This window comes from Massilia solisilvae (genome assembly GCF_024753215.1).
Lineage (GTDB): Bacteria > Pseudomonadota > Gammaproteobacteria > Burkholderiales > Burkholderiaceae_D > Telluria > Telluria solisilvae.
On the sequence record NZ_JANUGV010000005.1, the window covers coordinates 244,310 to 258,993 of the forward strand.

The window sequence follows — 14,684 nt, forward strand, 5'->3', positions numbered from 1 at the left end:
ACAACGACTATTGTTATACTCTGTGCGTGTCTGTTGCGTCAGATTAACATAGCCAGGGGAAGAGGGATGCTGAAGAAGGTGGATGCGTCGCAGCTACGGGTCGGGATGTACGTCCAGGACCTTGATTGCAGCTGGATCGAGCACCCCTTCGTGCGCAGCCGTTTTGTGCTGAGCTCGGAGGACGAAATCCGCAAGATCGTCGGCGCCAACATCCGCAACGTGGTCATCGACTGCAACAAGGGCATCGACGTCGAGGACGCCCCCACGGTGGCCGAGGCGCGCGCCCAGACCGAGTCCGAGCTGCAGGAACTGATGTCCAAGCCGACCGCGGCGCCGGCGCCGCCGCCGCGCACCTCGATTGCCGAGGAACTGCAGCGCGCTGCCAACATCCGGCGCCAGGCGGCCGGCCTGGTGCGCGAGGTGATGCAGGATGCGCGGCTGGGCAAGGCGATCGAACTGGACCGGGTCAGCCCGATGGTCGAGAACATTACGGCCTCGATCCTGCGCAACCCCGGCGCGCTGCTGGGCCTGCTGCGGATCAAGAGCAAGGACGACTACACCTTCCTGCATTCGGTCTCGGTGTGCACCCTGCTGGTGGCGTTTTGCCGCTCGCGCAACATGAACGAGGAAACCACCTACCAGGCCGGGCTGGGTGGCCTGCTGCACGACACCGGCAAGGCGCTGGTGCCCGACCATATCCTGAACAAGCCGGGGCGGCTGTCCGACGACGAGTTCAACATCATCCGCAAGCACCCGCAGGACGGCTACGAGATCCTGCTGCGCACTCCCGCGATCGGCCCGATCCCGCTCGACATCACGCTGCACCACCACGAGCGGCGCGACGGCAGCGGCTACCCGGACCGGCAGGGCGGCGACGACATCAGCGAGCTGGCCCAGATGGCGGCGATCGTCGACGTGTACGATGCCATCACCGCCGACCGCTGCTACCACAAGGGGCTGCCGGCGGCCGAGGCGCTGCGCAAGATCTACGAGTGGAGCAAGTTCCACTTCAACCCGGTGTACGCGCAGGAGTTCGTGCGCTGCGTCGGCATCTACCCGGTCGGCACCCTGGTGCTGCTCGAATCCGGGCGCCTGGCGGTGGTGGTCGAGCCGCACGAGAGCAGCCTGCTCACGCCCAAGGTCAACGTGTTCTACGACACCACCAAGAAGTCCTTCATCCAACCGCAGACGGTGGACCTGGCGCGCCCGCTCGGGCACGGCGGCGCCGACAAGATCGTGCGCCACGAGCTGCCCGAGAAGTGGCAGGTGGACCCGGTCAAGTTCATGGCCGCGGCCTAGAAAAATTCGGCGGTGTCGTTGGAGGCGACGGTGGCCAGCAGGCCATCGGCGACCAGCTGGTCGTAGTGGCAGACCTGGTTGCGGCCGTGGGTCTTGGCGAAGTACAGCGCCTGGTCGGCGTGGCCGAGCGTGACCACCGGCGAATCGTACGGCTTGATACAGGTGAAACCAACGCTGACCGTGACCGTGCCCACCTGCGGGAAGTGGTGGTTCTCGACACCGGCGCGGAAGCGCTCGATGATGCGGCGCGCGTTCTCCAGCGTGGTCGAGCGCAGCAGCACCACGAACTCCTCGCCGCCGAAGCGGAACACGCGGTCGTGCGCGCGGAACGAGGACTGCAGCATGTTGGCGATCAGGATCAGCACCTCGTCGCCGTACAGGTGGCCGAAGCGGTCGTTGACCAGCTTGAAGTGATCGACATCGACCACCGCCAGCCACTGCTCGTGGCCGGTGCCTTTCTGGCGCCGCTCCGGCTGGCCCGGCAGCGGCGACTCCTGCTCGGCGGCGCATTGCAGCATGCGCGCCAGCTGGTCGTCGAAGGTCTTGCGGTTGAGCAGGCCCGTGAGCGAGTCGCGCTCGCTGTATTCGAGCAGGTTGCGGAAATTGCGGTAGACGCCGACGATGCCGTCGATGGTGTGGATCTCGGCCGCCGTGAACGGCGCCGCGCGCGCGATCTCGAGGATGGTGGCGGCCAGCTCGCCGCGCCAGATCGGCACCCACATCGTGTGCCGTCCCGCCTGCTCGGCTTCGGCGCGCGCGCCCTGCGCCGCCAGGCACGCGGCCAGCTCCGGGTAGGCTTCGAGCGTCTCGCCGGGACCGGCCTCGTCTTCCAGCCGCGGCGCGCCGCCGTCGTCCACGCTGGCGCGCGCGCGCAGGTAGCGTGCCGGCCCGACCGCGGCCAGCGACAGCACCCGGGTGTGCTGGGCACCGGCCAGCTCCTGCACCGCCGCCACCGCCGACAGATCGAGCATCGCATGGTCGCGATGGCCGGTCATGTCCACCATGTGCTTCAGTAACGAATCCATGTCGCTCTCGATCGAAGGCTGGCCCGCGGCACGCTTCGCGCATTGTTTAAATTGCAAGCGGCAAAGAATATCGGCTTTTGCGGAATTGTTCAATTATGCCCGAGAAATTTTTGCCCTGGTTGTGGTGTTTCGCCTGCAATGACCGGGGTTTTCTCTTGCTCTCGGGCAAAATTGGTGCCGGTGGGAAATCTTGCTTCGAGTCAAGTTGCCCCCTGGAATCATCTCCTATAGTGGATTCACTGGTTCGGCACTGGCGGCAGGCAATCCAAGCCGCCAGCGAACCCGGCGGCCGACGGGGTCGGGCCGGGCCAGGTTTTCATCAACCACCATATGGAGTTTGTCATGAACAAGTTCACCTCCGCAGTCAAAGCTTTCATTGCTGACGAGAACGGTGTGACCGCGATCGAGTATGGCCTGATCGCCGCACTGGTTGGCTGTGTCATGCTGGTCGGCGCCAAGGTTCTCGGCACCGACCTGAGCAACGCCTTCTCGGCCATTGGCGGCATCGTCCAGACCAACGTGCCGGCCGCACCGTAACGCCGTGCTCAGCCGCCGCCCGCCCGGGCGGCGGTTTTTCTTCCCGGGAGCTGCCATGCCTGTCCAGACTTGCCTCGAGCTGGCCCTGCTCGTGCTCGTGCTCGCGGCCGCCGCCAGCGACCTGGCGACCCGCCGCATCCCCAACGTCTTGCTGCTGCTGGCCTGGCTGGTGGCGCTGCCGCTGCAGCTGGCCGCCGGCGCGCCTGCCGACTGCCTGCTGGGCGCGCTGGCCGGCCTGCTGCTGTTCCTGCCGCTGTACCTGCTGCGCGGCATGGCCGCCGGCGACGTCAAGCTGATGGCCACCGTCGGCGCCTTCGCCGGCCCCGCCGCTGCGCTGCACATCGCGCTGTTGGCCTGGTGCGCCGGCGGCGTGATGGCGCTGGTGCTGGTGGCCTTCCAGCGCCGCCTGCGCGCCGCCTGCGCCAACCTGCGCGACTTGCTGCGTCCGATGCTGCTGCGCGCGGCCGGCATGCCGCTGGCGGCCACCCCGCTGCCACGCCCGAGCGTGGGCACGATGCCCTATGGCCTGGCGGTCGCGCTGGCCACCGTGGGCTGGCTGTGGGCGCGCCACGGCTGAGCGTTCTTTCTTGCTCAAACTCAAAAGTTGCCGGTAGGCCCGTCGCTAGAATCGATTCATGTTGGTCGGAAAGATGTTCCCACGAAAGGACTTCCGATGATGAATGCGCTATCCGCAGCGGCCGAGCTGCACGGGGCCCGCGCGGCGCCGCCGCCGGCCGCGCCCGAGTTTGCCGATATCCTGCCGCGCCAGGCCAAGACCGTGCAGGGCACCGGCCTGCCGCCGCGCCTCGTGACCGAGCTGGTGGTCAAGGTGCTGCACGGCAGCGGCAAGACCCCGCTGCCGGCGCTCTCGGCCAGGCTCAAGCTGTCGGTCAACGTGCTGCGCGAGATCCTCAACCAGCTGATGGCCGAGCAGCAGGTCGAGGTGGCCTGGACCGGCGACTCCGACATCGACGTCCAGTACCAGCTGACCGCGCCCGGCCAGCGCGCCGCCACCGAGTACCTGGCGCAGTCGCGCTACGCCGGCCCGGCGCCGGTGCCGCTGGCCAGCTACCGCGAGGTGGTCGAGCGCCAGTCGCTGCGCCGGCCCGGCGCGCCGCGTCCCGAGCGCGCCCAGCTGGCCGCCGCGCTGGCCGAGCACGGCTTCGACCCGGCGCTGCGCGACGTGCTCGGCGCCGCCCTGCATTCGCGCCGCGCGCTGCTGCTGTACGGCCCGTCCGGGACCGGCAAGACCCTGCTCGCGCACCAGCTCGCTCGGCTGCAGCAGGGCGCGGTGGCGCTGCCCTACGCGCTGCTGGTGGAGCGCCAGATCATCCAGTTCTACGACCCGCTGCTGCACCAGCCGGCGCCGCCGCTGCCGCGCCAGCAGGAAGAGCGCCGCAGCTGGGACGCGCGCTGGGCCATCTGCCAGCGCCCGCTGGTGCACGTGGGCGCGGCGCTCGCTGCCGACATGCTCGACCTGCGCGAGGACGCCGCCAGCGGCGTGCTGCGCGCCCCGCCGCACGTGCTGGCCAACAACGGCATGCTGGTCGTGGACGACCTCGGCCGCCAGCGCTTGCCGCTGGCCGACCTGCTCGGCCGCTGGCTCGGCGCGCTCGACCAGGGCTGGGACGCGCTCGCGCTGCCTGGCGGCCACAGCGAAACCGTGCCGTTCGACGCGACCGTGGTGTTCGCCACCAGCCTGGCGCCGGACGCGCTGCTCGACGAGTCCTTCCTGCGCCGCATCGGCTACAAGGTCGGGCTCGGCCCGCTGCCCGAGGCGGCTTACCGCACGCTGCTGCGGCGCGCCTGCCGCCAGGCCGGCATCGAACCGGACGAGGACGCCGCCAGCCGCCTGCTCGCGCTGCACGCGGCCAGCAGGCGCCCGCTGCTGCCGGCCTATCCGCATGAGCTGCTCGAGCGCATCAGCGAGTTCGCCAGCTTCGCCGGCGCCACGCCGCGGTTGTCCGCCGCCGCCGTCGAGCAGGCCTGGAACAGCATGTTTGCGGCCTGCGCCGCGCCGACCACTACGGGGGAACCATCATGAAAAACAAACGTGCCCTTGCCGTGATGGCGATGGCGATCCTGTTCGGGGTCACCGCCGTCGTGCTGGCCTCGCGCTGGCTGCTGCAGCAGCCGTCGGCCAACGCCGGCCGCATCGTGGTGGCGGTTTCCGACATCAACCTCGGCCAGCGCCTGGCGCCGGAAATGCTCAAGCTGATCGACTGGCCGGCCGAAAGCGTGCCCAAGGGCGCGTTTGCCGACCCCCAAAAGCTGGCCGGCCGGGTGCTCAGAAGCAGCGTGCTGGCGGGCGAGCCGGTCAGCGAGGCCAAGCTGGCCCCGAGCGGCACCGTGGGCGGCCTGGCGGCCCTGATCGCCGAAGGCAAGCGCGCCATCACGGTGCGTGTGAACGACGTGATCGGCGTGGCCGGCTTCGCGCTGCCCGGCACCTACGTCGACATCATCGTCAGCACCCAGCAGGACGCCGACGGCCACGGCCGCGAGCAGAACATCTCCAAGATCGTGCTCGAGCGCATCTTGGTGCTGGCGGTCGCGCAGGAGGTCAACCGCGACGAGACCAAGCCCAAGGTGGTCAACGCCGTCACCCTCGAAGTCACCCCCGAGCAGGCCGAAAAGCTCGACCTGGCGCGCAGCGTGGGCACGCTGTCGCTGGCGCTGCGCAACCAGGTCGACCCGCAGCCGGTGGATACCCGCGGCGCCACCAAGCTGACCTTGCTGCCGGGGGCCGAGCCGCCGAAACCGGCGCCGCGCCCGGCCGCCCCGGCCCCTGCCGCACCGCCCGTGCACAAGGTGGCGCTGCCGGTCAAGCGCGACTGCGTGGGCGTCATTAACGGCCTGCAGTCGTCGAAAGAGTGCTTCTGAATTCCAACATCTAGCTGGGGGTGAATGCCATGAACAGTAGCCTCACGAAAGCGGCCGTGTTGCGTGCCGGCCTGCTGGCGGCCCTGGTGGCCGCGAGCACCAACGCGGCCGCCGCCGCGCGCCTTGCGCAAGCGCCCGCCCAGCCGGCCGCGGCGGCGGCGCCCGAGGTGGTCGACCGGATCGAGCCGACCCGCTGCAGCGGCGCGCCCGCCACGCCGGCCCAGCTGGCGCTGCAGATGGGCCGCTCGACCATGCTGCGCCTGCCCGAGGCGGTGCAGAACCGCGCGGTCGGCAACCCCGGCGTGGTGCAGGCCATGCTGGTCGCGCCGGACACGCTGTACATCGCCGGGGTGGACGTCGGCACCACCAACATGATCGTGCAGGGCAAGAGCGGCACCTGCAGCGTGGTCGACATCACGGTGGCGATGGATCCGGCCGCGCTGCAGGCCACGCTCGCCAGCGTGATGCCGGAGGAGAAGGACATCAAGGTGCTAGCCGCCGCCGACGCGCTGGTGCTGACTGGCACCGTGTCCGACGCGGCGGCCGTCGCCCGTGCCGTCGAGCTGGCCACCGCCTACGTGCGCCGCCCGCTGCGGCCGGTCGCCGGCGCCCAGAAGCTGGACAATAACGCGCAAAGCCAGGCCGGCAACAACAATAACAGCGGCCGCGTGGTCAACATGCTGGCCGTGAGCGCGCCGCAGCAGGTGCAGCTCGAGGTCAAGATCGCCGAGGTCTCCAAGACCCTGCTCGACCGGCTGGAAGCGGGCGCCACCCTGCGCTTCGGCTCCGGCAGCTGGGCCGCCACGCTGCTGTCGAATTTCATCAGCGGCAGCGCCAACGGCCTGCTGGACGCGCGCCGCAGCAACGGCAAGCAGCAGTTCACGCTCGAAGCCGACAAGCAGGATGGCGTCGTGCGCGTGCTCGCCGAGCCGAATGTGATGGCGATCAGCGGCCAGGAGGGCTCGTTCCTGGCCGGCGGCAAGTTCTACATCCCGGTCCCCCAGGACAACGGCAAGATCTCGATGGAAGAGAAGGAGTTCGGCGTCGGCCTGCGCTTCACGCCGACCGTGCTGGCGGGCGGGCGCATCAACCTGCGCGTCGCGCCCGAAGTGTCCGAGCTGTCGCGCGAAGGCATTGCGGTGTCGGCGGCCGGCACCAATGGCGTGGCGATCCTGCCCGCGCTCACCACCCGCAAGGCCAGCACCACCGTGCAGCTGTACGACGGCCAGAGCTTCGCCATCGGTGGCCTCATCAAGAACAACCTCACCACCAGCATGAAGGGCCTGCCGCTGCTGGGCGAGATGCCGGTGCTGGGCGCGCTGTTTCGCAGCGCCGACTACCAGCAGGACCGCACCGAGCTGGTGTTCGTGATCACCGCGCGCCTGGTCAAGCCGCAGGCCTCGACCGCCTACGTGCTGCCCACCGATAAAGTCGGCGTGCCCTCGCGCGGCGCCGTCCTGCTCGGCGGGCGCCTGGAAGGCCCGGCCCCGGACACCACCACGGCCGCGGCCTCGACCCCGCCGGCCAGCGCACCGACCGCCCAGAGCGCGGGCGGATTCGAACTCAAATGAGGAGAACGGCGATGGCAACCAGATTGATCCCAACCGGCATCGCACTGCTCGCGCTGCTGCTTTCGGGCTGCCGCACCAGCCCGCGCATCGACGACCATTTCGGCGAGGCGGTGCGCGCCAACCTGGCGGCCCAGGCGCTGCGGCCGGAAGCGTCCGGCAACACCAACCCGGCCGCTGGCGTGGACGGCCGCGCCGCGCGCGCGGCGCAGCAGCGCTACGAGAAGTCGTTCGAGCAGAGCGAGCAGCAGGCCGCGCCGTCCATCATCCCGCTCGGCACCGGGCAATGAACGCCATCGGGCCGCCGGCAGCGCAGGCGCCGCCTGGCCAGTTCCCCTTGATAACCGCGCAAGCCAACAAGGACAGCCGATGAAAGCCTTATTGATCAGCCACGACAGCCAGCTGTACGCCGAGCTTGCCTCGCAGGGCGCGGCGCGCGTGCCGCCGCTGAAGATGGCGGCCAACCGCGCCAGCATGCGCGACGCGCTCGACCGGCCGGTCGCCGAGCCGCCGGAACTGCTGATCATCGACGCCAGCGACGCCACCGCCGGCGACGTTGACCTGCTCGAGCGCCTGGCCCGCACCTACCCGAGCGCCAGCATGATGCTGCTGGGCGGCCAGCAGCAGCCGGACTTGCTGATCCGCGCGATGCGCGCCGGCGTGCGCGAGGTGCTGCCGCTGCCGCTGGTGCACCGCGCCTTCCACGAGGCGATGGACCGCATTGCCGCCACTGCCGGCAAGGCCGCCCTGCGCGACGGCAAGGTGCTCGCCTTCATCGCCTGCAAGGGCGGCAGCGGCGCCACCTTCATCTCGACCAATTTCGGCTACGCCCTGGCCACCCTGGCCGACAAGAAGGTGCTGCTGATCGACCTGCACGGCCAGTTCGGCGACGCCGCGCTGTACGTGTCGGACCAGAAGCCGCAGATGACGCTGTCGGACGTGTGCAGCCAGATCGCCCGCATCGACGGCCCCTTCCTCGAATCGTGCCTGGTGCACGTGGCGCCCGGCTTTGGCGTGCTGGCCGCCGCCGACGACCCGGCCCAGTCACGCGAGGCCAAGCCCGAGCACATCGACACCATCCTGCGCGTGGCGCGCCAGCATTACGATTTCATCTTGCTCGACGTCGGCCGCCAGATCGACGCGGTGTCGCTGCGCGCGCTCGACACCACCGATACCATCTACCCGGTGCTGCAGCTGGCGCTGCCGGACATTCGCGATGCCCGCCGCCTGCTCGACATCTTCCGCTCGCTCGGCTACTCGCTGGAGAACATCCGGCTGGTGGTCAACCGCTACGAGAAGGGCGGCAAGCTGCGCCTGCAGGACCTGCACTCGGCGCTGGGCGCGGAAGTGGTGCACACCGTCCCCAACGACTACATCGCCGTCACCGACTCGGTCAACCAGGGCGTGCCGGTGCTGCAGCTGGCGCGCACCAGCGCCGCCGCGCGCAGCCTGGCCGAGCTGGTCGAGATGGTGACGGCGCGCCGCGTCCCCGAAAGCAAGGGCCTGTTCGACCGCCTGTTCGGCCGCGGCGACAGCGACTACTGAACCTGACAGGAGCACACCATGTCCCTACGTGAACGGCTGGCCGGATCGGACGACGAGCGCGCCTTGCCCGCGGTGCCCGAGGTGGCCAACCACGCCTACCAGGAGCTGAAGAAGACGATGCACCAGATGATCCTCGACCGGATCGACCTGGAGCGCCTGAAGCGCCTGACGCCCGAGCAGTTCAAGCACGAGCTGGCGCTGCTCATCGCCCGCATCATCGAGGAAGAGCGCATCGTGCTCAACCAGACCGAGCGCCACAACCTGGTGCTCGACATCCAGCACGAGATGCTCGGCTTCGGCCCGCTCGAACCGCTGCTCACCGACCCGTCGGTCTCCGACATCCTGGTCAACACCGCCAGCAAGGTGTACGTCGAGCGCAAGGGGCGTCTCGAGCTCACCGACGTCACCTTCCACGACAACGCGCACCTGATGAAGATCATCGAGAAGATCGTCTCGCGCGTGGGGCGCCGGGTGGACGAATCGAGCCCGATGGTGGACGCGCGCCTGCCCGACGGCTCGCGCGTGAACGCGATCATCCCGCCGCTGGCGGTGGACGGGCCGCTGCTGTCGATTCGCCGCTTCGGCGCCAACCCGCTGACGGTGCAGGACCTGCTCGACCTGAAGAGCCTGACGCCGCCGATGATCAAGGTGCTCGAGGCGCTCGGCGTGGCCAAGGTCAACATCCTGATCTCGGGCGGCACCGGCAGCGGCAAGACCACGCTGCTCAACCTGCTGTCCGGCTTCATCCCCGGCAACGAGCGCATCGTCACGATCGAGGACGCGGCCGAGCTGCAGCTGCGCCAGCCGCACGTGGTGCGGCTCGAGACGCGCCCGGCCAACATCGAAGGCAAGGGCGAGGTGACGCAACGCCAGCTGGTGAAAAACGCGCTGCGCATGCGCCCCGACCGCATCATCCTGGGCGAGGTGCGCGGCGCCGAAGCGCTCGACATGCTGCAGGCGATGAACACCGGCCACGAAGGCTCGCTCGCCACCATCCACTCCAACACCCCGCGCGACGCGCTGTCGCGGCTCGAGAACATGGTCAGCATGTCCGGCGTGAACCTGACCACGCGCGGCATCCGCCAGCAGATCTGCTCGGCCATCACGGTGGTGCTGCAGGTGTCGCGCCTGACCGACGGCTGCCGCAAGCTGGTCAGCATGCAGGAGATCACCGGCATGGAAGGCGAGATCATCTCGTCGCAGGAGATCTTCCGCTTCGAGCAGACCGGCGTGGACGGCGACGGCAAGGTGCAGGGCCACTTCTGCGCCAGCGGCGTGCGGCCGCGCTTTGCCGACCGCCTCAAGATGTTCGGCGTGCCGCTGCCGGAGGATACCTTCGACCCCGACCGCATCTTCTGAGGGCGCGCGCATGAACTTCCTCTTCTACGGTTTCGCGGTCTTCCTGTTCGCCGCGGTCATCCTCGGCATCGAGGGCGTGTACCTGTGGTGGATCAGCACCCACGGCGCGGCCGCGCAGCGCATCGCGCGCCGCCTGCAGATCATGTCCGGCACCGGCGGACGCAGCGAGCGGATCTCGATCCTCAAGCAGCGCCGCTACAGCAAGCGCGACAGCGTGGACCGGATCCTGCACCAATGGTCGCTGGCGCACCGCATCGACCAGCTGCTGGTACAGGCCGGCGGCAAGTGGTCGGTCGACCAGTTCTTCCTGGCCTCGCTGGCGTCGCTGGCGATGGGCCTGGCGCTGGTGCTGCACTGGCCGCTTCCGCTCGGAATGCGGCTGGCGCTGGCCCTGGGGTTCATCGTGATTCCGTACGTGCTGGCGCGCCGCGCGCGCGTGCGCCGGCTGGTGCGCATCGAACAGCAGCTGCCCGAAGCGGCCGACTTCATCGCGCGCGCGCTGCGCGCCGGCCACTCGTTCACCAACGTGCTGCAAATCGTCGGCAACGAGCTGTCCGAGCCGCTGTCGGGCGAATTCCGCATCGCGCGCGAGGAGATCAACTACGGCGTGCCGATGAGCGAGGCCCTGCACGCCATGGCCGACCGCATTCCGCTCACCGATTTGCGCTACCTGATCATCGCCGTGCTGATCCAGCGCGAGTCGGGCGGCAACCTGGCCGAAATCCTGGGCAACATCAGCCAGATCATCCGCGGCCGCCTGAAGCTGGCCGCGCAGGTGCGCGTGCTGTCGGCCGAGGGCCGCATGTCGGCCTGGATCCTCGGGCTGCTGCCGTTTGCGGTCGGCCTGACCACGCTGGTGCTCAACCCGCAGTACATCAGCCTGCTGTGGACCGACCCGATCGGCACCAGGATGCTGTGGGCGGCCGCCATCATGCTCGTCGCCGGCATCGCCTGGATGCGCAAGATCATTCACATCCATATCTGAGGGGGCGCGATGAACGGCGCACAGTTATTGTTCCTGCTGATCGTGTTTGCGATCGTCGGCAGCCTGGCCTGGCTAGGTGCGCTGCTGTTCGCACCGGCCGCGCTGCGCGCGCGGCTGGGCCATTTCATGACCGAGTCGGCCGAGAGTGGCCTGGAAAAGCGCGGCTGGATCGAGCGCGTGGCGCGCGTGGTCAAGCCGCTGACCAAGCTGTCGGTGCCGGAAGAGGGCTGGGAAAAATCGGCGCTGCGTACGCGCTTCATGAACGCCGGCTGGCGTAACCCGGTGGCGCCCACCCTGTACTTCGCGGCCAAGACCGTGCTGTCGCTGCTGCTGCCCGCCATCGTGGGTACGGCGCTCGCCGCCACCGGACGAGTCGAAGGGCGCAACCTGCTGTTGCTGCTGTTTTTTTTCGCCACGCTGGGCTACTACCTGCCCAACATCGTCCTGACCCGCATCGTCGAGCGGCGCCAGCGCGACATCTTCGAAACCATTCCCGACGCGCTCGACCTGCTGACCGTCTGCGTCGAGGCCGGCCTGTCGCTGGAGCGCGCGCTGGTCAAGGTGGCCGCCGAAATCGGCATCAAGAGCCCGGTGCTGGCGCAGGAGCTGCAGATCGTGCTGATGGAAATGCGCGCCGGCTTCACCAAAGAGAAGGCGCTGCGCAACCTGGCCCTGCGCACCGGCGTGGATGACGTCGATACGCTGGTGGCGATGCTGATCCAGTCCGAGCGTTTCGGCACCAGCGTTGGCGACGCACTGCGCGTGCACTCCGAAAACCTGCGCACGCGGCGCCGCATGCTGGCCGAAGAGACGGCCGCAAAGATCGGCCTGAAGCTGATGTTCCCGCTGATCTTCTTCATCTTCCCGACCCTGCTGATCGTGCTGATGGGCCCGGCCGTCATTCAGATTGCGCACACGCTGCTGCCGGCACTGAGCGCGGTGCGCCAATGATGTGAAAGGAAAACTGCCATGCAAACTGTGACCACGCTCAAACGCCTGACCGTGCTGTGCGCGGGCACGATGCTGTGGGCCTGCGCCGACCTGTCCGGGAACTTCTCGCTGCCCGAGCAGGCCGCGCTGCGCCGCGCCGACGACGCCTACGCGCTCGGGCGCAACTACCATCTCGCGCACAAATACGAAGACGCGGTCAAGGCCTACCGCGAGGCGCTGCGGGCCGACCCGCAGCATGTGAACGCGCGCAACGGCCTGGCCACGATCTATGCCGAGCGGCGCGCGTTTGCGCAGGCGATCCCGATCTGGCGCGGCCTGACCGAAAAGCTGACGCTGGCCTCCGGCCCCGGCAGCGCCTACCTGTTCAGCAACCTGGGCTATGCCTACTTCCTCAACGGCGACTACGCCAGCGCGGTGACCGCGCTGGAAAAGGCGTGCCTGCTCGACCCGCTCAGCTACCGCGCCTGGCACCACCTGGGCGAAAGCCTGCAAAAGCTCGGCCAGGAAGAGCGCGCGCAGCAGATGTTCCGCCAGGCGCAAGCGCTGCAGCAGCACGACCTGCGCGAGGACACCAGGGTCAGCGGCGGCACCACCGTGGCCGCGATCGACGATGCGGTCAAGACCCGCGAACGCGGCCCCGAATGGCCGGCCGCGGACGTGCTGCAGGCGCAGAACGGCATGCTGGAACTGCGGCGCGTGGCCACGGCCGCTGCGGTGCCGCCTGTGGAGCCGGCTGCAGCGCCGCAGAAGCCGGAGCCAGCGCCTGCCGCGCAGCCCGCCGTGGCGCCGCTGCCTGCCCTGGCTGCCCCGGCGCAATCGGCGCTGCTCGAGATCCGCAACGGCAACGGCGTCAACGGAATGGCGCGCACGCTATCGCGCCAGATGGGCGATCCGGACCTGAAGGTGGTGCGCCTGACCAACGAGAAAGGCTTCGGCGTCAAGCAAACGCGCGTGGAATACCAGTTCGGCTTTCGCGCCGCCGCCGAACGGCTCGCGCAGCGCTTTGAGAACGCCTCGGTGGTCGAGGTAAGCAACTGCAAGAAGACCGATATGCGCCTGGTGCTCGGGCGCGACCTGGCCACGCCCAGGTTCGCGCTGCGGCCGATGCCGGCGGTCACCAATACGGTGGCGGTGGTGGAGGGCGGTGCACTGCCGTAAATAAACGGTGTGCCGCGCGCGCCACAATGTGTATGAGTTGTGCGGCGGGCTCACGCTAAACGGCGTAGATTGAGTGTCCGTTTTTCGGGAGCGATGTCATGAAAACCAAACAGCGCCTGTCAGCCGCCTGCGCCGCCGTCCTGATGGCGGCGCTTGCCGCTTGTGCCCCGACCCGCACGCACGAGGGCACGGGCGAATACATCGACGACAGCGTCATCACCACCAAGGTCAAGGCCGCGTTCGCGGAAGACCCGCAAGTCAAGGCGACCGAGGTGAAGGTCGAGACCTTCAAGGGCACGGTTCAGCTCAGCGGCTTTGTGGTCTCGCGCCAGAGCGCCGAGCGCGCCGTCCAGCTGGCGCGTGAGGTGAAGGGCGTGAAGGCGGTGAAGGACGACACCGTCGTCAAGTCCGCAGCCCACTAGCGGCGGTTCACGTAGGGTGGGCAGCTTGCTGCCCACGCGTTCAACCAGCTTTAGCCAGCCCGCTTGCCTGAGCTGGCCAGTTGTCGATCACTTCCAGCTGACCTTGCCCAGCCCGCTGGTGGTGGCATTGCGCGTGGCCGGGTTGCCATACACCGTCGCCGAACCCAGGCCAGACAGGCTCATGCTCGCAGACGTCTTGGCAAACACGGTCGCGCTGCCCATACCCGACATCTGCAGGTCCACGCTGTCGGCGCGCAGATTGTTCGCGTCCAGGCTGCCCACGCCGGACAGGCGGCCGTAAAGCTGCTTCACGTCGCCCGTGACGGTCATGCGGCCGGCGCCGCGCATCCCCAGTTCCATCCGCTCCGCGCCGCGATTGTCCAGCGTAAAGCTGCCGACGCCGCCCAAGGTGGCATCGAGGTAGCGATAACGGGTGCTCATCGTGAGCGAGCCGGCGCCGTCGAGCGAGACGCGCATCTTGTCGCCGGAGAAGCCCGTGATCGAGCTGCTGCCCACGCCTTGCGACACGAACTCGTCCAGGTTCGGCACGGTCAGGTCGGCCTGCAGCTTCTCGCTGCGCCAGTGGAAGTTGGTGTGGCTTTCGGTGTCGATGTCGAGCGTGTCCCCATGCTGGCTGGTGGTCACGCGCGCCACGGCCGACTTGTCGCCGGAAATCACCAGAGACGGCGTCGCACCCTGGTGCACGTTCAGGCTCACCACGCCACCGAGCTTAATCTTCGTCACCTTCGCGTCGACGGCGCGCGACTCGCGCACCTGCTCTTCAGCGAAAGCGGAATGGGTGGCCAGCGACAGCGTGGTGGCGACGAGGGCGGTACCGAGCAGTTTGTTCATTTCGTGTTCTCCCGAAGGCGGTTTCGATGGGAGAACTATAGTCGCGCCCGGTTGGCGCGGATCGGCAATTGCGATGAATTGCACGGATTGCGGGCTGAACGGC

At 68.6% G+C, this 14,684-nt stretch carries 15 protein-coding genes; 13 read left to right on the plus strand and 2 right to left on the minus strand.

Going from position 1 to position 14,684, the window contains the following annotated elements; genetic code table 11:
* The first annotated feature begins 66 nt into the window (after window positions 1-66).
* Entirely contained in the window at window positions 67-1,299 is a 1,233-nt protein-coding gene (locus NX773_RS17800) for a cyclic di-GMP phosphodiesterase (protein WP_258857640.1), read from the plus strand.
* Here the strand turns inward: NX773_RS17800 and NX773_RS17805 are convergent.
* The gene (locus NX773_RS17805; protein ID WP_258857641.1) at window positions 1,296-2,324 is read right to left on the minus strand and encodes a GGDEF domain-containing protein; all 1,029 of its coding nucleotides are present in this window, start codon (window positions 2,322-2,324) and stop codon (window positions 1,296-1,298) included. The two genes, NX773_RS17800 and NX773_RS17805, sit on opposite strands and share 4 nt — an antisense overlap.
* Before the next feature lie 342 nt (window positions 2,325-2,666).
* Between NX773_RS17805 and NX773_RS17810 the strand changes: the two genes are divergently transcribed.
* The 12 genes from NX773_RS17810 to NX773_RS17865 all read left to right on the plus strand — a co-directional run bounded on the left by NX773_RS17810 (window position 2,667) and on the right by NX773_RS17865 (window position 13,729).
* Complete coding sequence (locus NX773_RS17810) at window positions 2,667-2,861, plus strand: Flp family type IVb pilin (RefSeq protein WP_258822990.1); 195 nt, start codon at window positions 2,667-2,669, stop codon at window positions 2,859-2,861.
* 55 nt (window positions 2,862-2,916) lie between these two features.
* On the plus strand, window positions 2,917-3,438 hold the full coding sequence (locus NX773_RS17815; protein ID WP_258857642.1) for a prepilin peptidase: 522 nt from the start codon (window positions 2,917-2,919) through the stop codon (window positions 3,436-3,438).
* Window positions 3,439-3,537: 99 nt separating this feature from the next.
* Window positions 3,538-4,905, plus strand: coding sequence for a DUF8689 domain-containing protein (locus NX773_RS17820; protein ID WP_258857643.1), 1,368 nt, complete (start codon window positions 3,538-3,540; stop codon window positions 4,903-4,905).
* A complete protein-coding gene (gene cpaB / locus NX773_RS17825; RefSeq protein WP_258857644.1) occupies window positions 4,902-5,741 on the plus strand; it encodes a Flp pilus assembly protein CpaB in 840 nt (279 codons plus the stop codon). Before NX773_RS17820 ends, cpaB begins: the two co-directional genes overlap by 4 nt.
* 29 nt (window positions 5,742-5,770) lie before the next feature.
* Window positions 5,771-7,312, plus strand: coding sequence for a type II and III secretion system protein family protein (locus tag NX773_RS17830; RefSeq protein ID WP_258857645.1), 1,542 nt, complete (start codon window positions 5,771-5,773; stop codon window positions 7,310-7,312).
* 11 nt (window positions 7,313-7,323) lie between these two features.
* On the plus strand, window positions 7,324-7,599 hold the full coding sequence (locus NX773_RS17835) for a hypothetical protein (RefSeq protein ID WP_258857646.1): 276 nt from the start codon (window positions 7,324-7,326) through the stop codon (window positions 7,597-7,599).
* Between the two features lie 79 nt (window positions 7,600-7,678).
* A complete protein-coding gene (locus tag NX773_RS17840) occupies window positions 7,679-8,854 on the plus strand; it encodes a CpaE/TadZ family protein (RefSeq protein WP_258857647.1) in 1,176 nt (391 codons plus the stop codon).
* Between the two features lie 18 nt (window positions 8,855-8,872).
* Complete coding sequence (locus NX773_RS17845; protein WP_258857648.1) at window positions 8,873-10,213, plus strand: TadA family conjugal transfer-associated ATPase; 1,341 nt, start codon at window positions 8,873-8,875, stop codon at window positions 10,211-10,213.
* A 10-nt stretch (window positions 10,214-10,223) separates the two neighbouring features.
* Window positions 10,224-11,198, plus strand: a complete 975-nt coding sequence (locus tag NX773_RS17850; RefSeq protein ID WP_258857649.1) for a type II secretion system F family protein — start codon at window positions 10,224-10,226, stop codon at window positions 11,196-11,198.
* 9 nt (window positions 11,199-11,207) lie between these two features.
* Window positions 11,208-12,149 carry a type II secretion system F family protein gene (locus NX773_RS17855; RefSeq protein ID WP_258857650.1) on the plus strand — a complete coding sequence of 314 codons (942 nt, stop codon included), beginning with the start codon at window positions 11,208-11,210 and terminating at the stop codon, window positions 12,147-12,149.
* A gap of 18 nt (window positions 12,150-12,167) precedes the next feature.
* Window positions 12,168-13,307: a tetratricopeptide repeat protein gene (locus NX773_RS17860; RefSeq protein WP_258857651.1), complete on the plus strand. Its 1,140-nt coding sequence runs from the start codon at window positions 12,168-12,170 to the stop codon at window positions 13,305-13,307.
* Between the two features lie 98 nt (window positions 13,308-13,405).
* Window positions 13,406-13,729 (plus strand): BON domain-containing protein, encoded by a 324-nt coding sequence (locus tag NX773_RS17865; RefSeq protein ID WP_258857652.1) that lies wholly within the window; start codon window positions 13,406-13,408, stop codon window positions 13,727-13,729.
* Window positions 13,730-13,816: 87 nt separating this feature from the next.
* On the opposite strand, the gene NX773_RS17870 is transcribed toward NX773_RS17865, so the two are convergent.
* Window positions 13,817-14,581, minus strand: coding sequence for a GIN domain-containing protein (locus tag NX773_RS17870; RefSeq protein ID WP_258857653.1), 765 nt, complete (start codon window positions 14,579-14,581; stop codon window positions 13,817-13,819).
* Between the last annotated feature and the right edge of the window lie 103 nt (window positions 14,582-14,684).